The sequence below is a fragment of the Psychromonas sp. KJ10-10 genome, from assembly GCF_047323245.1.
Lineage (GTDB): Bacteria > Pseudomonadota > Gammaproteobacteria > Enterobacterales > Psychromonadaceae > Psychromonas.
Map to the genome: position 1 here is coordinate 2,098,059 of NZ_CP178826.1, position 18,683 is coordinate 2,116,741.

Annotated in this window: 28 protein-coding genes and 2 pseudogenes; 21 read left to right on the top strand and 9 right to left on the bottom strand. The window is 36.3% G+C overall.

The genetic code is table 11. The features are described from left to right. Window positions 1–103 precede the first annotated feature (103 nt). From ACLKMH_RS12130 to ACLKMH_RS12150, 5 genes are all read left to right on the top strand, one after another. Window positions 104–712 carry a hypothetical protein gene (locus ACLKMH_RS12130; RefSeq protein ID WP_413702162.1) on the top strand — a complete coding sequence of 203 codons (609 nt, stop codon included), beginning with the start codon at window positions 104–106 and terminating at the stop codon, window positions 710–712. A 604-nt stretch (window positions 713–1,316) separates the two neighbouring features. Next, complete coding sequence (locus ACLKMH_RS12135; RefSeq protein WP_413702163.1) at window positions 1,317–2,003, top strand: hypothetical protein; 687 nt, start codon at window positions 1,317–1,319, stop codon at window positions 2,001–2,003. 22 nt (window positions 2,004–2,025) lie between these two features. After that, complete coding sequence (locus tag ACLKMH_RS12140; RefSeq protein ID WP_413702328.1) at window positions 2,026–2,334, top strand: CFI-box-CTERM domain-containing protein; 309 nt, start codon at window positions 2,026–2,028, stop codon at window positions 2,332–2,334. 291 nt (window positions 2,335–2,625) lie between these two features. Further along, on the top strand, window positions 2,626–2,838 hold the full coding sequence (locus tag ACLKMH_RS12145; protein ID WP_413702164.1) for a hypothetical protein: 213 nt from the start codon (window positions 2,626–2,628) through the stop codon (window positions 2,836–2,838). Between the two features lie 72 nt (window positions 2,839–2,910). After that, entirely contained in the window at window positions 2,911–3,078 is a 168-nt protein-coding gene (locus ACLKMH_RS12150) for a hypothetical protein (RefSeq protein ID WP_413702165.1), read from the top strand. On the opposite strand, the gene ACLKMH_RS12155 is transcribed toward ACLKMH_RS12150, so the two are convergent. The 6 genes from ACLKMH_RS12155 to ACLKMH_RS12180 all read right to left on the bottom strand — a co-directional run bounded on the left by ACLKMH_RS12155 (window position 3,068) and on the right by ACLKMH_RS12180 (window position 6,533). Then, the gene (locus tag ACLKMH_RS12155) at window positions 3,068–3,226 is read right to left on the bottom strand and encodes a DUF2982 domain-containing protein (RefSeq protein ID WP_413702166.1); all 159 of its coding nucleotides are present in this window, start codon (window positions 3,224–3,226) and stop codon (window positions 3,068–3,070) included. The genes ACLKMH_RS12150 and ACLKMH_RS12155 overlap by 11 nt on opposite strands. Further along, complete coding sequence (locus tag ACLKMH_RS12160; protein WP_413702167.1) at window positions 3,216–3,602, bottom strand: DUF2982 domain-containing protein; 387 nt, start codon at window positions 3,600–3,602, stop codon at window positions 3,216–3,218. Before ACLKMH_RS12160 ends, ACLKMH_RS12155 begins: the two co-directional genes overlap by 11 nt. A gap of 426 nt (window positions 3,603–4,028) precedes the next feature. After that, window positions 4,029–4,133 (bottom strand): DUF2474 family protein, encoded by a 105-nt coding sequence (locus ACLKMH_RS12165; protein WP_413702168.1) that lies wholly within the window; start codon window positions 4,131–4,133, stop codon window positions 4,029–4,031. A 120-nt stretch (window positions 4,134–4,253) separates the two neighbouring features. Next, window positions 4,254–4,745, bottom strand: a complete 492-nt coding sequence (locus ACLKMH_RS12170; protein ID WP_413702169.1) for a cytochrome d ubiquinol oxidase subunit II — start codon at window positions 4,743–4,745, stop codon at window positions 4,254–4,256. Then, the gene (gene cydB, locus ACLKMH_RS12175; protein WP_413702170.1) at window positions 4,717–5,133 is read right to left on the bottom strand and encodes a cytochrome d ubiquinol oxidase subunit II; all 417 of its coding nucleotides are present in this window, start codon (window positions 5,131–5,133) and stop codon (window positions 4,717–4,719) included. The genes ACLKMH_RS12170 and cydB overlap by 29 nt, the downstream gene beginning before the upstream one ends. Window positions 5,134–5,138: 5 nt before the next feature. Next, window positions 5,139–6,533 carry a cytochrome ubiquinol oxidase subunit I gene (locus ACLKMH_RS12180; protein ID WP_413702171.1) on the bottom strand — a complete coding sequence of 465 codons (1,395 nt, stop codon included), beginning with the start codon at window positions 6,531–6,533 and terminating at the stop codon, window positions 5,139–5,141. 239 nt (window positions 6,534–6,772) lie between these two features. Here ACLKMH_RS12180 and ACLKMH_RS12185 point away from each other — a divergent pair, with 239 nt between their 5' ends. The 9 genes from ACLKMH_RS12185 to ACLKMH_RS12225 all read left to right on the top strand — a co-directional run bounded on the left by ACLKMH_RS12185 (window position 6,773) and on the right by ACLKMH_RS12225 (window position 11,264). Continuing rightward, window positions 6,773–7,045 carry a hypothetical protein gene (locus ACLKMH_RS12185; RefSeq protein WP_413702172.1) on the top strand — a complete coding sequence of 91 codons (273 nt, stop codon included), beginning with the start codon at window positions 6,773–6,775 and terminating at the stop codon, window positions 7,043–7,045. Next, window positions 7,003–7,425, top strand: coding sequence for a hypothetical protein (locus ACLKMH_RS12190; RefSeq protein ID WP_413702173.1), 423 nt, complete (start codon window positions 7,003–7,005; stop codon window positions 7,423–7,425). The genes ACLKMH_RS12185 and ACLKMH_RS12190 overlap by 43 nt, the downstream gene beginning before the upstream one ends. A 328-nt stretch (window positions 7,426–7,753) precedes the next feature. Further along, complete coding sequence (locus tag ACLKMH_RS12195) at window positions 7,754–8,131, top strand: DUF2237 family protein (RefSeq protein WP_413702174.1); 378 nt, start codon at window positions 7,754–7,756, stop codon at window positions 8,129–8,131. Window positions 8,132–8,365: 234 nt separating this feature from the next. Beyond that, window positions 8,366–8,866, top strand: coding sequence for an RES family NAD+ phosphorylase (locus ACLKMH_RS12200; RefSeq protein WP_413702175.1), 501 nt, complete (start codon window positions 8,366–8,368; stop codon window positions 8,864–8,866). Window positions 8,867–9,064: 198 nt separating this feature from the next. Then, window positions 9,065–9,460 (top strand): Rieske (2Fe-2S) protein, encoded by a 396-nt coding sequence (locus ACLKMH_RS12205; RefSeq protein ID WP_413702176.1) that lies wholly within the window; start codon window positions 9,065–9,067, stop codon window positions 9,458–9,460. Between the two features lie 61 nt (window positions 9,461–9,521). Next, window positions 9,522–10,157, top strand: coding sequence for a LysE family transporter (locus ACLKMH_RS12210; RefSeq protein WP_413702177.1), 636 nt, complete (start codon window positions 9,522–9,524; stop codon window positions 10,155–10,157). A gap of 85 nt (window positions 10,158–10,242) precedes the next feature. Then, complete coding sequence (locus ACLKMH_RS12215; RefSeq protein ID WP_413702178.1) at window positions 10,243–10,440, top strand: CPXCG motif-containing cysteine-rich protein; 198 nt, start codon at window positions 10,243–10,245, stop codon at window positions 10,438–10,440. 21 nt (window positions 10,441–10,461) lie between these two features. Next, a complete protein-coding gene (locus ACLKMH_RS12220; RefSeq protein ID WP_413702179.1) occupies window positions 10,462–10,920 on the top strand; it encodes a DUF3465 domain-containing protein in 459 nt (152 codons plus the stop codon). Between the two features lie 47 nt (window positions 10,921–10,967). Beyond that, window positions 10,968–11,264 carry a hypothetical protein gene (locus ACLKMH_RS12225; RefSeq protein ID WP_413702180.1) on the top strand — a complete coding sequence of 99 codons (297 nt, stop codon included), beginning with the start codon at window positions 10,968–10,970 and terminating at the stop codon, window positions 11,262–11,264. Window positions 11,265–11,323: 59 nt separating this feature from the next. Here the strand turns inward: ACLKMH_RS12225 and ACLKMH_RS12230 are convergent, their stop codons facing one another. Beyond that, complete coding sequence (locus ACLKMH_RS12230; protein ID WP_413702329.1) at window positions 11,324–11,848, bottom strand: YHYH protein; 525 nt, start codon at window positions 11,846–11,848, stop codon at window positions 11,324–11,326. Continuing rightward, entirely contained in the window at window positions 11,826–12,317 is a 492-nt protein-coding gene (locus ACLKMH_RS12235) for a hypothetical protein (RefSeq protein ID WP_413702181.1), read from the bottom strand. Before ACLKMH_RS12235 ends, ACLKMH_RS12230 begins: the two co-directional genes overlap by 23 nt. A gap of 308 nt (window positions 12,318–12,625) precedes the next feature. Here ACLKMH_RS12235 and dinB point away from each other — a divergent pair, with 308 nt between their 5' ends. The 3 genes from dinB (at window position 12,626) to ACLKMH_RS12250 (ending at window position 14,518) form a co-directional block, all read left to right on the top strand. Next, on the top strand, window positions 12,626–13,687 hold the full coding sequence (gene dinB, locus ACLKMH_RS12240) for a DNA polymerase IV (RefSeq protein WP_413702330.1): 1,062 nt from the start codon (window positions 12,626–12,628) through the stop codon (window positions 13,685–13,687). Window positions 13,688–13,752: 65 nt separating this feature from the next. Further along, window positions 13,753–14,223: an SDR family NAD(P)-dependent oxidoreductase gene (locus ACLKMH_RS12245; RefSeq protein ID WP_413702182.1), complete on the top strand. Its 471-nt coding sequence runs from the start codon at window positions 13,753–13,755 to the stop codon at window positions 14,221–14,223. Further along, a complete protein-coding gene (locus tag ACLKMH_RS12250; RefSeq protein WP_413702183.1) occupies window positions 14,162–14,518 on the top strand; it encodes an SDR family NAD(P)-dependent oxidoreductase in 357 nt (118 codons plus the stop codon). The genes ACLKMH_RS12245 and ACLKMH_RS12250 overlap by 62 nt, the downstream gene beginning before the upstream one ends. Before the next feature lie 6 nt (window positions 14,519–14,524). Here ACLKMH_RS12250 and ACLKMH_RS12255 read toward each other — a convergent pair whose 3' ends face one another. Beyond that, window positions 14,525–15,121, bottom strand: a complete 597-nt coding sequence (locus tag ACLKMH_RS12255) for a MarC family protein (protein ID WP_413702184.1) — start codon at window positions 15,119–15,121, stop codon at window positions 14,525–14,527. Between the two features lie 405 nt (window positions 15,122–15,526). Between ACLKMH_RS12255 and ACLKMH_RS12260 the strand changes: the two are divergent. The 4 genes and pseudogenes from ACLKMH_RS12260 to pheS all read left to right on the top strand — a co-directional run bounded on the left by ACLKMH_RS12260 (window position 15,527) and on the right by pheS (window position 18,671). Continuing rightward, window positions 15,527–16,548: pseudogene (locus ACLKMH_RS12260) on the top strand (GGDEF domain-containing protein). Window positions 16,549–16,616: 68 nt separating this feature from the next. Next, entirely contained in the window at window positions 16,617–16,907 is a 291-nt protein-coding gene (locus tag ACLKMH_RS12265; RefSeq protein ID WP_413702185.1) for a PilZ domain-containing protein, read from the top strand. Window positions 16,908–16,932: 25 nt separating this feature from the next. Next, a complete protein-coding gene (locus ACLKMH_RS12270) occupies window positions 16,933–17,544 on the top strand; it encodes a fumarylacetoacetate hydrolase family protein (protein WP_413702186.1) in 612 nt (203 codons plus the stop codon). A gap of 145 nt (window positions 17,545–17,689) precedes the next feature. Beyond that, window positions 17,690–18,671, top strand: a pseudogene (gene pheS / locus ACLKMH_RS12275) (phenylalanine--tRNA ligase subunit alpha). The last annotated feature ends 12 nt before the right edge of the window (window positions 18,672–18,683 follow it).

The following is an 18,683-nucleotide window of genomic DNA, read 5'->3' on the forward strand; positions in this document are numbered from 1 at the left end:
CAATTCAACAAGGACTAAAAACAGTGGGCTATCTCGCTCCGCTCGTATTTTAGCCCATTATTTTTAGCCTGTTAATATGAGCGCTAGCAGTACAAGGAATGTTATGAGCACAATCGATTATACAAAATACTCTATCGGTGAGTTATTAGATGTTAAAAGAAGTATCAGTCCAGATACAGAAAACTATCCGGCATTTATAGCTGAGTTTAAAAGTAGAGAGCATGAGGTCGCAGAGTATTACCAGAAATTAGAGGATGAAGCGTTTTCTTTTGCTGAGCATAAAATAAAAGTGTTGGGCTACTTACAGTTGCTGGGAGGTGCGTTAATAGGGATTTACTTATTAATGGCTTTAATCAATGGTTCTACATCACTTCTTTCTACAGTTATTGCTGTACCTTTAATTGCATTAAATATTATTGCTGGGTACACGCTTGTAAAAGAAAATACAAAATTTTATTGGCTTTCAATCCTCAATCAGGCATTGCAAGTGCCTAGTTTTGCTATCGGTTCAGTATTCTTAAACTATTCTGGCCTAGGTGGTGCTTACATTAAGTTTAATAATATCCCTGAATTTGTTTTTGGCGTGACAGCTAAGTTTTCTCCTGGTTTTTCACTACAAGAATACACTGGAGTCTTAGCAGAGCAGTTTATTTCAATTGATGTTTTAGCTATAGCATTTATCGCTATCCTAGTAAAAGTCAAACGTGGCTAAAGTACTGCTAACAAACAAGGATAGGTGTCGCTCAGCCGACACCTTATCTGGGTGTGCGCGCCGAGCATTGCGTTGTTCTAGGAAGTGACAGTCTTCTACGGTCTCAATTGAGAGAGCTGTTAGCCTATGCAAGGTTGTTCACCGTGAGGTGAAATCTGAAAGAAGAAAATGGCAAAATATGGCTGTGACGAACAGAAATCTGATAGTAGGCGATGACAACTTGGGTAACCTAACACTATATAGATAAGCCCGTTAACTCGATAGGAAGTGTGTCATTGTAAATCAGACATAGCCATAGGAAAGAGCAACGCCTTACCTCGGGAGATCTTAATAATTGTCGAATTGGACTAAGAGCATAGTGATATGTTTTGATGATTATTAAGAAGTCAGAACACAGCAATAGGGTCACCCATTAGTTAGTTCCGGTTAAGCTTGTATGCAGTTTCTTTAGGTGTTTTCTCAACCAAGAAGTATCAATGGCTGGCCCTCATAACTTCCTGTTTTAAGTATGGGAGATTACCTTATGTCAGAACTAAATACCTATATTTATTATTGAATAAATGTTAAAAACCAAGTACAAGTTTTAAACAAAGGATACGTTATTATGGAAAATAATCATGCTCGTCGTAAAGCTTTGAAACAGTTAGGAGGGCTGGTTTCTGGTGCACTCTTCTCTAACTATACGTTTGCCAAGACAGAAGACTTAGACTTACCTTCCTGTGAAACGGGGACCTTGACAAAAGGTGGCTGGCGAGCAGAATGGTCAATATCAGAAATTAAATTCATCCCAGATTCTAAAGAATTTTACTATGCTGATTCAAGTTTTATAAATTTTAGCAATTTCAGAAAGAATTTTTTTGTCACTATATATCAAGAATCTAGATCATTCTTTGTTGAAGTCCAAGTGCCTACTGAGTTTGTTTACAAAGGATACCAATACTTGGAATCCGATGGTGATTTCTATAAAACATTAGCGAAAGACGCTACTATTGATGAAAACACGGCTTTTGATGAGGCCAAACTAAAGCTTGTATTAGACAGAAAAGGCTTTGTACCATTAACCAAAGACGTAACCTTTATGCATAGTGACCTGAGCTCTGTTGATATTTTCTTTGATTCGTCGAATGAACTTGATGAATTAATGTCTTCGCATAAAGAAGCTCTCAATGTTTCTATCCAGTTAGATAATGAGATTATTGCAAATATTGCTTTAAATACCAAAGCGATTCCAAGTTTAATAAACGAAAGTTCACCCTTGATTAAGAAGCAACAAAAACGAGAGAGAGTTTGAGTGTGAAACGCCAGAATGCTTTATAACAACTGCAGTGTGCACTAACTTAGGGTTAAATGACAATTGCTGGGAACTCACCAAATTACGTTATTTTAGAGATAATTACCTGGTAAAAAGTGATATCGGCGCGATGCAAGTTAATGAATATTATAAGATTGCGCCATCTTTAGTGACTGCTATAAATGAACACAAAGAACCGAGCAGAGTTTATGCTACCTTATATTGGCTCTATATATTACCTTGTGCTATTGCAATAAAGCTTGGTGCAAATAAGTGGACACATAAACATTATAAAAAAATGCTTAAATATGTAAAAAAAGTAGTGCAATAAGTTCAGTTTGACATCTTCACCTATTTATCCTCATATGCACCTTTACAATTGAAATAAATCATCGTTACACAATAACTTGCGCTAAATTATTTTCAAAAAGCCTGAAATGACCGCCTCTTTTGAAACTAAAGCGCAAGTAATTTTGAAGCGGATCCTTAATCAATCATTTATTGAAAATCACACAATCTATTTGAATCTCAAGTAAATGTGAATTAATGTGGTTTTTTATTTTAAATATTCAGGCTGAAAGAGCGATTTTATAACCTAATTAGGCCTCATTGGAAATAGTATATGATCGATAAAAATAAGGTCCCCAAAGAGCTTATCGCTATATTAGAAGCTAATTTTAAAGGACGTACCGACGAAATTAATGTTCCTGATCCTGTGTTTGAGGCAATGAAAGGAGAATTTATTAATTATGATCTAGAAAATAAGGTATTAGTAAATAGGTTTCCGATATTAAAAGAGCAACTAAACCCTTATGGGAATATGCAGGGGGAATAATAACCAGCTGCCATTGATGAGACGATTGGTGGATTAAGTATTCTAGTTTCGCCTGCTAACTTTACGCGCACGATGGAAATCAAATATGGGCAAGCTGTCACACCTGATCTTGAGTATATTTACGTGATTGCAAAATTTATTAGTCAAAAGAAACGACAATTATTTTTTGAAGCTATCGTTGAAGATAAAGATGGTAATAAACTCGCTACTGCAAAATCCAAAAATTGGATTATTGATTGATAAAAATATTAAGAAGGTCCATGCATAATGACGTAGTTATGGCACTTTTTAATAATTCTAAAAAATGGTTTAAATCTCGATCCAAACTGCTCTCTGGCAAATAGAGGTGATAACCATATGCTTTGGCGAGTTGTTCACTACGATGCAACCAGAGTCACGATTGGGCCTTTATATATCACTTCATTTAACTTATATGGTTCAAAATTAATCAAGTCATCTTCACTACTAATCTCTTTATTAACAATTGCTAAAACGAGTAACTCTTGTTGTTCGTGAATTAACTTGTTCGCTAGTCTTGGTGAGATGCTTTTGGCGATATGATCTAAATTATTTAGTTTGATTCCGAGGTAAGGTAATTGTGTATGCTCTCCTCGGACATTCGCTTTAATTTCTCCAAAACGAATAATATCTTGCCAAGGCAGTTTCCATTTTCCGTTAAGGTGACAATATACAATCATTTCTGGGGTGATGAAAAAGCTTGTTTCAGGCTCGAAATGTTTAAGGGAACCAACGAAAACCAGCATTAAACTGGCAGATATAAGTAAAATCAATTCTATTTTAAAGGACTGCCAAAGAAATAAACTGATAAGCCAAAAAATAAATATTAATATACATCCAAACCATATAAATGTCCGCGCATTACGTTTTGAGTTGGGGTGAACTTTAATCACTCTATCGACTGTATTTTGCAAATGTAACCTTCCTTGGAAATTTGGTTTTTTGAACAAATACTTTCTTTAAGCAAGGATTAATATGCTTTGAGAATAAATTACAGAATTTTAAAGTAAATAACAAATTGAAGACCAAATAGCTGGTGTATACAAAAGGCAATGAGTACCTAAAAGTGAATCATCTACCAATAGCAGTTAATTGGTAGATGATTAAAGGTATAAATAGATGCACATAACAGCAACCTTTGGTTTATCAAAACCTAGGTTATGTGCTCAGTATTAGTTAATAATAAAACGCAGTAAATAAGCAAAAATAGTCAGGGCTAGAACACTGCCTAACCAAATGGCAATAAACCATGCCCATTTTCTAGTGGTAGGTTTCATTAATGGTACCCCTCATCATGGTTTAGTTTTCCTCTGAACACCCAATAAGCATAAGCGCTGTAGGTAATGATCATGGGTAGCAGAACGACGGTACCAACAAGTAAAAACTTCAAGCTGGAATCAGGTGCAAGTGACTTGCTGATAGGTTAATGCAAATGGCACCAAGAAAGGAAATGTGCTCACTGCAAATCCCATTGCTGAGACCAGAAATAGCCCCATCGCAAACAGATAAGCTCGCACGCCTCGATGAAGCTTAAGGGAGCTAAATAGTTGCCAGCTACAGAAAACAGCGAGTATTGGTAATGCATAATAAAGTACTGAGTTTGGAAAACTAAACCAACGCTCTGATACGATTGGGTTGTGCAACGGTAACCACGCACTGACCACCAGAATAGTCATCACTAATGCTAATGCCCAGCGTTTAGCAATGGTATAGTAGCGACTAGCGAGTTCTTCTGGCAGTTTTATGATTAACCAGCAGGCACCAAGCAATACATAGGCGCAAACTGTGGCTAGTCCACAAAACAGGGTGAAAGGGGTCAACCAGTCGAACCAACCACCGGCATAACTTCGTCCAGAAATTTCAATGCCTTGTAGCATTGCGCCAAGCATAATGCCCTGCATTGCTGCTTGCGCTTAATGAGCCGAGGAAAAATGAGATATCCCAGATAAATTTTCCGCGTTTGGTTCTAAAGCGGTATTCAAAGGAAACCCCGCGTAACACTAAACCTAATAACATGATAATCAAGGGGGCATAAAGCGCTGGCATAACCACGGCATAGGCGAGAGGGAACACGGCAAATAAACCGCCACCGCCAAGCACTAACCAGGTTTCATTACCATCCCAAACCGGTGCAATGCTGTTCATCATGAGGTCACGCTCAGCTTCACTCTTTGCATTGGGGAACAGCATACCAATGCCTAAGTCAAAGCCATCAAGGACCACATAAATCAACACCGCTAAACCAATTATTCCATACCAAATAAGTGCATAATCCATAATTGTTACCTCTCTGTTAATCGGTTCGGGTGAATAGTCGCTGGCACATCTTCACCTTCGGGAAGACGCGGATCTAAGGATTCTTCGTAGCGAGTCGGTGACTTGCGCATTAGTCTGAGCAGATAATAAAAGCCGGCACCAAACACACAAAAATAAACAACAATAAAGGCGACTAAAGAGATACTTACTGCACTGACATCAATTGGTGATGCCGAGTCCGCAGTGCGAAGTAATCCATACACAGTAAAAGGTTGTCGGCCAACCTCGGTAGTTATCCAACCCGCCAATATAGCAATAAAGCCGGCAGGACCGAAGGCAATGCATAGTCGGTGAAATAGGGTTGGCTGGTATAATTTTCCTTGTTTACGTAGCCATAAGCTAAATAAGCCTATCGCTAGCATGGCAAAGCCAATACCAACCATGATTCGAAAACTCCAGAATACAATCGAGACAGGTGGATGATCTGTTTCTGGAAAAGCATCAAGCCCTTTAAGCTCGCCGTTAATATCATGAGTAAGAATAAGACTACCTAGCTTAGGGATAGACACTTCATAGTTCATTTGTTTAGCATCATCATCGGGTATGCCAAACAGAATAAGTGGCGCCCCTTGATGCGATTCATAGTGTCCTTCCATCGCCGCCACTTTTGCAGGTTGATGCTCTAAGGTGTTTAAGCCATGAAAATCGCCGGCAATAATTTGCAAAGGTGTGACAATAGTGATCATCCATAATGCCATCGAAAACATCGTTTTTGCCAATGGGTTGTGGGGCGCTTTAATAAGATGGTATGCACCAACAGCTCCAACAACAAAAGCAGTCGTCAGGTAAGAAGCTAATAACATATGCACTAAGCGATAGGGAAAAGAAGGGTTAAAGACTACAGCAAACCAGTCTTCTGGTATAAATTGTCCGACTTCGTTGATCGAATAACCCGCGGGTGTTTGCATCCAGCTATTTACAGACAGGATCCAAAATGCAGATAAAAACGTGCCAAAAGCAACGATACAAGTCGAAGCAAAATGTAGCTTTTTACCAACGCGGGACATTCCAAAAAGCATGACACCAAGAAAGCCAGCCTCTAAAAAGAAGGCTGTAAGCACTTCATAACCCATTAATGGTCCAAGAATTGGGCCTGTCTTATCTGCGAAAACACTCCAGTTAGTACCAAATTGGTAACTTAAAACAATGCCACTAACGACCCCCATACCAAAACTTATTGCAAATATTTTTAGCCAATATTTGTACAGCTGGATATATTTTTCCTTATGGGTTTTTAGCCAGAGACCTTCTAAAATAGCCAGGTATGATGCCAGGCCGATGGTAAAAGAAGGAAAAATAATATGAAAAGCCACGGTAAATGCGAACTGAAATCGCGCTAAGTCTATTGCTAAGGTATCCATAGTCACTCCTAAAGGTTATCTAGGAATTTTTACGTTGCTAATGGATGAAAAGATCTACTTTAATACTAAAAATAATTCAAATTGATAAAAATATAAGCATAAAGAGATTTGCTGTTATATAAACCTAATGGCTGTAAATTATTAATTTAATATGATCTATTTTTTCAGATCTGCGTATACATTTTTTGTTATGTGATTAGTTATTGAAGTTATTAAGATTAAGATAGCTCGGAGGTATTATGATCAAAGAAAATCTAAAAGTTAAACCTGCAGATAAACATCAGCAAAGCCTGAGTGAAACACCGGTGTTTCCTTTGCCTATTTTTATGTTGTGTGGTGGTGTGCAACGGTTGCGTATTTTTGAACAAAGATATATTGATATGGTTGCTAATTCTCAACAAACAGACGGTTTTGTTATTGCTCCCTCTGAGGTGAATAGCCCTACGCAGGTTTCTCAATGGGGGCGCATGTGCAAATTATTGATTTTGATAAAAGCGACGACAATCTCCTAATTATTGATGTACAAGCCGATCGTTTAGTGAAACTTGGAAATGTTAAGCGTGAAAACAATGGCTTATTAACTGCGCAAATGAGTACCCTTGCACACTGGTCATTTGAATATGGCCAAGGTTATAGCCAAGGTGAGAAAGAAATTCGGCATTTGTCAGACACTGAATTTTTAAGTTCGATATTAAAAGAAGTGTTTGATGAATATAAAGAATTCAATCAATTATACAAATCATTTTATTTTGAATCCCCGCAATGGGTATGTGCTCGATTGTTAGAGATTGTGCCAATCCCTTTGAGTGAAAAGGTAAAATTTATTCAAGAAAAAGATTTCACAGCACTTTTGCAGTTTCTTCGCTCTATTTGTGAAGAAGAAAAAAGATAATAAATAGCAAGTCTTTCATTTTGAAATAGCTCCATAAGGCGCAAAATTTTTAGTATTTTGAGCCTATATTTTTTGCAATATCACAGTCAATAAAGGCATGATGAAATCCACCCTGCAGGAACAATGAAAAGTGAATAGCCAATAGGAAATCATTGTTTTATCCATATTGTTGCTAAAACGATGGATAGTTAAACAATATCTTTTGTTATTTATTGATTTAGTTTTTTATTCGATATCGTGTTATTTTATATAGCAAAATAAACATATTACTTGCTGTACATTAAGCTGTTAGTATATTTTCAAGTGATAAATTAAAAGGTAATGAATTATGGAAATGGATGAATCGATAAATGTGTTCGGAGAAGCATTAGAAATGTGTTGTGACAACCCCGTCACTGGTTTTTATCGCGATGGAAAGTGTAATACCAATAAAGCCGATGTTGGTTCGCATACTGTCTGTGTCAAAGTAACCGAAGCGTTTTTAGAATATTCAAAGGCTAAAGGTAATGATTTATCTACTCCTATCCCTGAATTTAACTTTAAAGGTTTAAAGCCTGGTAATAGTTGGTGCTTGTGTCTTGCTCGTTGGTTAGAAGCTGAGAAAGCTAATATGGCGCCTAGAATTCACCTTACCAGGACTCACATTAAAGCCTTAGATATTGTGCCAATGGAGCTATTAAAAAAATACGCAGTGGACCTTAACTAGGGGCTGTTGATCTTTGCCGTTTAAATTTTGTAGTGAACCCGGGGGCAACGTTTGCTGACTATTTCTACTGCGTTTTCGCTTACTTATGTGGAACAACCACATATCATAAGCTCAGCCTTGTATAAAAAGTCAGCAACTCGTTGCAAAAATAAACTTGAAAGGTCAGCAGACCCTGAGTATTAAAAAGCTAATAAGGGTAGGTGTCGAGTTGCTGGCACCTTATTGGGGAATTGTATGTTTAGTAATTCGTACACTAAAATATCAGGTACCTTTGTCAGGATCTGTAGCCCAGATCAAGTAGCTCTTGCATTGCAGAGAAATTCTCCCAAAAGACCTCAAGCAAGATACAACAGGCATGGTCAAGATGCACTTTATCTTGCTGTGAATGAAGAATCTGCTTGTGTTGCCATGCAAAAATACATTAACAATATTGATACGCCATTGGTACTTGTAACCTATGAAGTTGAACCATGTTTTTTAGTTGATTTGAGACATGCTGATAATAAGCATTACAGAACCCTTACTAGCCAAGATTGGCAAACAGCAGTTAATGAAGCCCGAGAACCTAGTAGCTGGCAGGTATCAGATTTATTAAGAAAAAATAAAGAAATAGGTTTAATAGATCCTTCACGTAAAAATCCAGAAAAATGGCATATAACGCTTTTCCGTTGGAATGAATTAGGTGCTCCTGGGGTACGAATAGTTAATCAGCCTAGCCCTATATTTTTAAATTGAACGCTTATAAACAGTATTCTTAAATCATTCTCTCATTTCCTGTTGCTTGATTAAATAATCAATCATTTGTTGACATGTAATAATCTGTTGAATCTCAATTAAAAGTAAATTACTGTGTTTTAATAAACGGATTTTAAAAATTAAGCACTATTGCTTGAAAGACATAAAATTCAAGTAAATAGTCCTATGGATATCATTATGCTTTCAGAAGAATTAACTCTGCCACTATTTATTATTGAAAGTGCTAAATTAAAAGAAAAACAATATTATTATTTTAATTGTGAATATATGGGGGATGTTAGATCTGCATTTTTATTCCGATTCGAAGGTGTTATTTATTCCTACTTAAACCAATGTGTTCATATGCCATTTCAATTAAACTGTCAAAAAGATACCGTATTTAGTGAATCAAAAACTCATTTAAAGTGCTCTATGCATGGCATCGTCTATAACCCTGTTACTGGGGAATCTCTTAGTCCAACAATGTGTACAGGGGAGAAATTAACTGCTATAGAAATAGTAGAATCCAAAGGGGACATTTGGGCAAAGGATATTAATGTACAAGCGATACTTGATATCGAGTCTTCTGCATAGCAAACGTGTTAATAACAACTTAAGTACAGCATTCACATGAATCGATTAAGAGAAGCTAAAAATGGATATTTTAAATTATTTACCGGAACTGATATCAGTGAGTATCATCGCTGTATTTATGGTGATTAGCCCTGGTGCTGATTTTGTTATGATCACTCGCAATAGTCTATTTTATGGTAGAAGTTGCGGGCTATATTCTTCTCTTGGTATTGGTTTAGCAATATGGATCCACGTTGCTTATTCAATCGCTGGGTTAGCTATTATTATTTCAAAATCAATTCTATTATTTTCATTAATAAAGTATTTAGGTGTCGCTTACCTTATTTATATCGGTTATAAAACCTTTACTTCAAAAAGTGATTTAGAATTAAAAAATGAAGTAAAAGAAGTTCGCTTATCTCCTTTGAGTGCCGTAAAGCTGGGTTTCATTACTAATGTTTTAAATCCTAAAACGACCTTGTTTTTTCTTAGTATTTTTACTCAAGTCGTTAACCCAAATACGCCAATATGGGTCCAATTGATATATGGATTAATAATATCTTCAGCACATATTTTATGGTTTAGTTTGGTTTCTTTGTTCTTCAGTCATCCATCATTGGTTGATAAATTTAATCTTCATAAACAAAAGATAGAAAAGGTTGTTGGCAGTGTTTTAATGGCCTTTGGTGTTAAAGTTGCCATAGCGAGTAACAGCTAGCAACAATTAAACAGAAATGTTTTTTAAAATATAATTTAATCAATTACTGATTGAAAATAGAATAATTAAAAAGGAAGTATGTAAAGTGAATCGATTAACTGAGAAATCTATAGACTGCCCTTATTGTGGTGAATCAATTGATATTTTAATTGATTCCTCTGATGCGCAACAACAATATATTGAAGATTGCCAAGTATGTTGTAAGCCGATAACGATATCGGTTTATGAAAATGTTAGTGGTGAACTTGAAGTGAGCGTTTATAGTGAAGATGACGTGTTTTAATAAAAAATTAGAGTTTAAAGTATGAAAAAATTTTTAATATTAATGCTTATTGGTGTTTCTTTTTATCAGTGGGCCACAGAACAAAATAATTCAGCAACATTAATCGATCATAAAGTACAAAGTACTACCAATAACGTTAATAATATTAGCGATAGTACAATTGAAAATGCTTATAGGAACAAACAAAGCGATGTTCAAGTAAATGGCATTGGTAAGGTTATCAAGTTATTACGTGATGATAATAAAGGGTCTCGTCATCAAAAGTTCATTCTACGCTTATCCTCTGGGCAAACATTATTAATTGCGCATAATATCGATTTAGCTCCAAGAATTGACTCATTATCAACAGGCGATCAAGTTAATTTTTATGGTGAGTATGAGTGGAATAATAAAGGTGGTGTGGTCCATTGGACTCATAAAGATCCTAATGGCCATCATATCGATGGTTGGTTAAAACATAATGGTAGAATATACCAATAATGTTTTAGCTTTTGTTTCTTTACCAATAAGGCATTAATAGGCATTACATGAGTATCTGTTCAGAAATAACCATATATAAAGTTGCTAAAGAAAATATCTCAAGGGTCATAGAGCTGAGCTTATTGGTTATTAGTGAGATGAATGAAAAAGAAAAAGTAATCACTTCTTACCAAATATTACAAAATACAAAGAATGAAGAAGAAGTTTGTTGGCGACTAACTTGGATTAGTGAGGAAGCCGTTGAAGACAATAAACAAAAGTGGCCGAGTTTAACTAGTGCTAGTGAGTTAATGTCATTAGTAGAAACAAAGGTTTACTGTGGTTATTTTGTTGCCACTCTTTAGATTGCTTCGCATTTAAATGAAGTACACCCCTGTACTTCATTTAAACAAAACTATTTAAACTAAGGTCTGCGTTTTGCAAAAGAAATATCTGGTGGTTCCTTAAAGCAACCAAGTACCCAAGGGTAAGTTTCAGTGACGTAGTAACCGTACTGACCATCAACTGTCATACCATTACAAATATCAAGATCACCTTTGCTTTCTATGAATTGGTAATCACCACGAAATTGGCCGTCATAGTTGTCGCTAGCGATATTAGGTGTAATTGGCGTTTGGAAACCATCAACATCTTGACGCTTGCCGGTTTTAAGTTGATAGCTTGAAATGGCTTTTCTTACTTTACCATTATCATTAAAACAAGCGCCATGAATCGGGAAACCATCGGTCGCAAAACCAATCACAGCGGATACTTTTTGTTTGCTGACACAATCAGGTTCAAACAGTACTTTTGGCCCACCATGATAATGATATGAACCGTCAGGTTGTGCATGTGCGTCATGAGTATCTGTACCAAAATCATTAAGAGGTGATAATGGGTCATAACGCCAAGGGTGTTCTTGTCCGTTAGGTAGGTCTCGACAACCTATCTTTTCTTTGCCTAAAGGCTCTCTTCCTTCCCCGTAACAGGTCTGTCGCTAGCAAATCTAGTTTTACACCATTAAGAAAAATCGCGTTGTCATAGGAAAGGCTAAGAGGTGTATTGCTTCCAGAAAATTTTGGTGTTGCCGTTACACTTGTTACATAACTTTGTTCGCTAACATCATTCCTAAAACTCTTTTTTCCATCGTTAAAATTGTGGTTTGGTATTGAGTTCGACTGAAAATAGCATCGGCCATCTTTAACAGAAATGCTTAGTGAACCATTAAAAGGGACGTCATTATTAATATCTTTAACAGAGGATTTGTAATTAGCAACATGCTCAGCACAACTTATTTCTAATGATGAAAAAGCATGGTTAGTAATATCTGCATGATCATGTGCAATGGCGGTATTTGAAATGGGTGCCAATATAATTGTTGTTAACGTTGTTAAACATATTTTCATTTGAGGTTTCATATAATGGCTTCTTAAGTATTTAGTGTGTTTAGAATCAGTTGAGCTCTTATGAGTTATTATCATACGATAATTTAATATTGAAGGTGAATTTAAAATGTAAAAACGAGTTGCTGGTTATGATCTACTGTTGATTTTTGCTGTTTGCGCCTTGCTCTGGTATCCGAGGTTTCGCCTGACAAATCATCTTGAAGTGGCATGGGTATAATAATTGTTTTACTTGCTAGGCTATTATTGCAATTATCTATTAATAATAGATAATAAACTGTCTTTATATACAGGTGTTGGCAATGAAAGAAACAAACATTCCTATGCGCAAAATTATCCATATTGATATGGATTGTTTCTATGCTCAAGTAGAAATGAGAGATAACCCTGAATACAGAGATGTGGCTTTGGCAATCGGTGGTAAGGTTGATCGCCGTAGCGTACTTTCTACCTGTAATTACCTCGCTAGAAGCTTTGGTGTACATTCTGCAATGCCAAGTTTTAAAGCCAAACAGCTTTGTCCTGAATTAGTGATTATCCCTGGACGTATGCAAGTTTATGTTGATATTTCTAAGCAGATTAAAGAAATCTATGCTCGTTATACACACCTTATTGAGCCTTTATCTTTAGATGAAGCATTCTTAGATGTCACCGATTGTCAGTTGTTTCAGGGTTCTGCAACTTATATTGCAGAAGATATTCGTCGCGCTATTTTTGAAGAGTTAAACCTCACTGCGTCAGCAGGTGTTGCACCGGTAAAGTTCTTGGCGAAAATTGCTTCGGATGAAAATAAACCTAACGGTATTTGTGTTATCACACCTGATAAAATTCCTGCATTTATTAAAACGCTTCCCTTAAAAAAAATACCTGGAGTGGGTAAAGTTGCGCAACAGCGATTGGCTGAAAAAGGCTTATTGAATTGTGCTGATGTGCGGCAATATTCTGCTGAAAAGCTATTACTAGAGTTTGGTAAGTTAGGTGGGGCTCTGTTAAATTATAGTCGTGGTATTGATAATCGAGAAGTGCAACCCTACCGTGAGCGTAAATCACTGGCGGTTGAACATACTTTTAGTTATGACATTTTAGGTGAAGAACAATGCCAAGAGAGGCTAGTGCCTTTGTTTGATGAATTAAATAGACGCTTGAAAAAACTATTAGATGAAAAAATAATTACTAAAATCGGTGTAAAAATAAAGTTTTCTGACTTTAATATTAAGAATGCAGAGCGTCAATCTTCGGAATGGTCACTCGCCTTGTTTACTAATTTGTTACATCACCTTTTACATAAATCGCCCGATAAACCGATCCGCTTAATGGGCATTTCTGTTGGGCTTGCACCTAAATTAGATGATTATCACGCAGTACAATTAAATTTATTAGAATAATACCCCGTATTTTGAAATGAAAAATTTGCAGTCAGAGATAAGGGATTTGATATGAGAGGTTGGATATGAAGAATACGGTATTAGTGACCGGCGCAAGTGCAGGGTTAGGTGAAGAGTTTTCATGGCAACTCGGCGCACTTGGTTATAATTTATTGCTGGTGGCGAGACGAATTGATAATTTAGCCTTATTAAAAACACAATTATCAGAAAAATATCCTCAGCAGGAGTTTTTGATATGTAGTGTTGATTTAAACGATGTTAATGCGATAAGTGAAATACAGGCTTTAATAGAAAAACAACACATTCAATTAATTGGCCTGATTAATAATGCAGGCTTTGGCGCAAGAGGGGAGTTTTGCCACTTGTCGGCAGTTCGTCAACAGCAGATGTTACAGGTAAATATTGTTGCGTTAACCGAACTCACGCATCATGCCATTGATCATTTAAACAATAAGAAAGACAGTTTTATTATTAATGTTGCTTCAACAGTCTGCTTTTCAAGCGGGGCCAAATCTTGCTATATATTATGCTTCTAAAGCCTTTGTACTTTCTTTTTCCGAGGCACTACATGAAGAATTAAAAGGAAAAATTGCTGTAAGTGCGCTATGCCCTGGTGCTACCAAAACAGAATTTGCTGAGGTAGCTGGCATGACAGACTCTCTCATTTTTAAATTACGTGTGATGGATAAAAAAGTAGTAGTCGCTTATGCTTTAAAGAAAAGAAACAAGGCTATTGTGGTACCTGGTGTAATAAATAAAATCGGGGTTTTAGCTGTTAAACTATTACCCCGAGCTATCAGTCGAAAATTAGCTTATCAAGTACAAAAATAATGTTTTTTATGCGATAAGGTTAGTAATGCCATCGTAGATAAATTGAATTGCTAATGCGGCTAAAATGACGCCTAAAAATCGTTTTAAAATTTCATCTCCGGTTTTTCCGATGACCTTTCTCAGGTGTTTTGAAGCGATCATTAAAACGAAAGTAATAATTAATGTGCTGATAATTGCACCCGAAACGGCAATCGTGCCTGCCATATTTTCGGTATTAGAAAATAATAATACCGCTAGCGTTAGTGTGCCAGGTCCCGCTAATAGCGGAATAGACATTGGGAACACAGAAATATCATTTTGTTCGCCTTTGTTACTAAAACTAATATCTGAGGTGATCATTTGATAGGCTGTGAAAAACAGTAATAACCCACCAGAAATACGCAGAGAGTTAATGTTAATACCTAAATGGTAAAATAAAGTTTCGCCGTAGTTGCCAAATAAAACTAGCGTTAACCCACTAATAATGATGGCTTTAGTAGCCATTACATAACGGTATTTCTTATCGCTTTGTCCCGTTAAAGAGTTAAAGATCAGCGTCGCGCCAATCGGATCAATAATAACAAACAGCGCCGTCATCGCATGTAAATAAGTCGATAAATCCATGAGTTTCCTTAAAAAATAATGTTGATAATCTTTCTATTGTGAGTGTCTGTGGCATCAAAAGAAGATAAGTGAAGCGATACAATAATGAAATTTGAACGTATTTCTGAGTTAAATTATTCAACAACTCCTAAATTCATTTGCTTTGAACTAAGAAACTTCATTGTGTTATATATTTTGAATGTTTAATGCATTGATTTTAAATATAATAGTATTTATAGCCTCGACTTGTAATTCTGTCGTCACTCTCTTTGAGGAGCAGGTTACTGATTTTATCAAAGCTTGTAAATGAAACTATTTGTGTTGAGATCAACGAAGTTGAAAGAATTTATCAAATAATTTCACAAAGCTATTTTATTAGAGCTATGCTAAGAAGATGAAAAATCTGTCATTTATGTGGGAAATAAAATGAAAAGTAATTTGCTTCTTGAATCTGCGGAAAACTTAAAAAAAGCGGTGCCGTTGATGATGAAATATAAAGTTCCAACAACACCGTTAAATTATGCGCTTTGGTACACCTATGTTGCAAATGAACTGCCCATATTAAATGAAAAATTAGATGTATTATTAGAAAAAATGCAACATGCCCACCGATACAAGCCGAATCCTTGTATCGTGAATTTGTCGCCGACAAGACAGAGTCAGAAACATGGGAATTAAGAAACGGCATTGATAAAATGTTACTTCAATTAGATAAGTCACTCATCGATACTCATAAAGATACTCACGAATTTCAACGCTCCTTTAAACAAACCTTTGATGATATTAATCAAGTTGAACAGGAAGGTTTATCCGTTGAGGAAGTGATTGTATTGTTGAAAAAGCTTCAGGGAGACTCAAAGAATATGCATCGCTCCACAGCATTTTTTTCTAATAGCCTAGAAAAAGCAAAAGGAGAAATTGCGTCTCTAAAGGACCAACTTGAAAAAACTCAAAAACAAGCCTTTTATGATTCACTGACTGGTTTGCTCAATCGTCATGCCTTTGATACGGAACTTTCAGCTTATTTAGCCTCTGATAAGAAAGGTTTGTGTTTGATATTAGCGGATATTGATCATTTTAAAACCTTTAATGATCAGTGGGGGCATTTGTTAGGTGATCAGGTTTTAAAAGCCGTTGGCCGAAAATTAAATGATTGCATGCGAGATGGTGCAAGTGCATACCGCTTCGGAGGAGAAGAGTTTGCTATTTTAATTCCTAAAAGTCAGTCGCGCATTGCTCGTCATTTGGCAGAAAGTATTCGTCGATCCATTGAAAAAATTAGTTTAAAAGATAAACGATCAGGGCAAACTATCAATAATATTACTCTTTCCTTTGGCGTTGTTGAATATCAAGAGAGTGATTCCTTGATCAATTTGATTGCTCGTGCCGATGAGTTTTTATATGAAGCGAAAAGATTGGGGCGTAACCGAGTATTGCCTATTTTATAATTATCCTTCATTATTTGTCTTACCTGCCGATAACTTAATTTAAGGATCTATTATTGGTAGGGGGCGTTGTGATATTAACTCAACAAGAAAGGCGTATATTTAAACGCTTAAGTTTTACATCTCAAGTACATATAACCTATAACGGCAGTGATAAAGTCGTTGCGTGTAAAGATGTAAATACAGAAGGAATGTCTCTTTATTTAACGGATGATAGCTTAAAGCGCTTTGATCAAATTGCGGTACGCTTTGATGATCATGATTCACACTTTCCCGCTTTAAATGCTGATGCTGAGGTAATTCGTGTTCAAGCCGTTGATAGAGGGTTTCTAATTGCTTTAGAGTTTATCGCTATTTATTAACTTCAAAATTAATTTAAGGCAAGAAATGAATCAAATTTTCATCGAAGGTGAGCCCTACGCTCCTTCCAAAGTTGTTTGTATTGGCAGAAATTATGTCGAGCATATTCAAGAGCTTAATAATGAAATGCCTGACCAACCTGTTATTTTTACCAAACCAAATTCAGCTATCGATACCCAATTGGTTAGCAATAATGGTGAACCTATTCACTATGAAGCAGAAATTTCATTTGTGATCATGGATAACCAAATTAGTGCAGTAGGTTTTGGACTAGATTTAACCAAACGAACTTTACAATCAACTTTAAAGAGTAAAGGTTTGCCCTGGGAGCGCGCTAAAGCCTTCGACCAATCTGCTGTTTTTAGCCAATTTGTCAATTTTTCCAGTGAGCCGATTGGCTTATCAATGCAACTATTGATAAATAATAAGCTTATCCAACATGCTGATTATGGCTTAATGATTCATAAACCAAACGACATTATTAATGAAGTAAGTAGTTTTATGAGTTTCCGTGATGGCGATATTTTAATGACAGGTACACCAAAGGGTGTGGGTGTTGTAACAAAAGGCGATGTTTTTACTGGACGTATTTACCAAGGAGATACGTTATTGATTGAACAAAAATGGACTGCTTTTTAAATATTCCCCTTAAAATTCTATGAAGAGGCATTAATAGGCCTCTTTTTTACGCTTTTCCTTTATTCCTCTACAACAGTACTAGCCATATCCCTCTGATTTGCGTAAAATTACGCACAATTTTTTAAGTAATTTCGAGATGAAACTAATGCTGCACCTTGATGAAATCGTTGCTAATGCGCAACAACAGATAGAAAATGCCGTTGATGGCAATGAGCTAGAAGAGATCCGTTTACAGTATTTAGGTAAAAAAGGATTAATGACTGAGCAGATGAAAGGTTTAGGTAAATTACCTCCTGCAGAAAAACCGAGTCGCTGGTCAAATGATCAACAAAGCTAAACAAGCCATTCAAGCAGTGTTAGTCGCACGTAAGAAAGCGTTTGAAATGGAAGTGCTTAATGCTAAGTTAGCTGAAGAAACCGTTGATGTTACCTTGCCTGGCCGTGGTGCTCAATTAGGTAATATTCACCCAGTAACTCGTACAACAGAACGTATTGTTGAGTTTTTCAGCGAGCTAGGCTTTGAAGTAAAAGATGGCCCTGAAGTTGAAGACGGTTACCATAACTTTGATGCACTTAATATTCCGCCTCATCATCCAGCGCGCGCCGATCACGATACTTTCTACTTTAATCCTGATCTTGTGTTACGTACACAAACCTCTGGTGTGCAAATTCGTACTATGGAAAAACAAAATCCACCGGTGCGTATTATTTCTCCTGGACGTGTTTACCGTAACGATTACGATCAAACTCATACGCCAATGTTCCACCAAGTGGAAGGTTTGATGATTGGTGAAAAAGTTAGTTTTGCACAGTTGAAAGGGATTCTTAACGATTTCCTACACAACTTTTTTGAAGAAGATTTAGAAATTCGTTTCCGTCCATCATATTTTCCTTTTACAGAACCTTCTGCAGAAGTAGATGTGAAAGGTAAAAACGGATGGTTAGAGATTTTAGGTTGTGGCATGGTTCATCCTTCTGTTTTAAAAGCAATGGGCGTTGATCCAGAAAAATATTCAGGTTTTGCTTTTGGTATGGGCATTGAGCGCTTAACGATGCTGCGTTATGGCGTTAATGATTTACGTTCTTTCTTTGAAAACGATCTACGTTTCCTCAAGCAATTCAAATAAGGTTTAAAAATA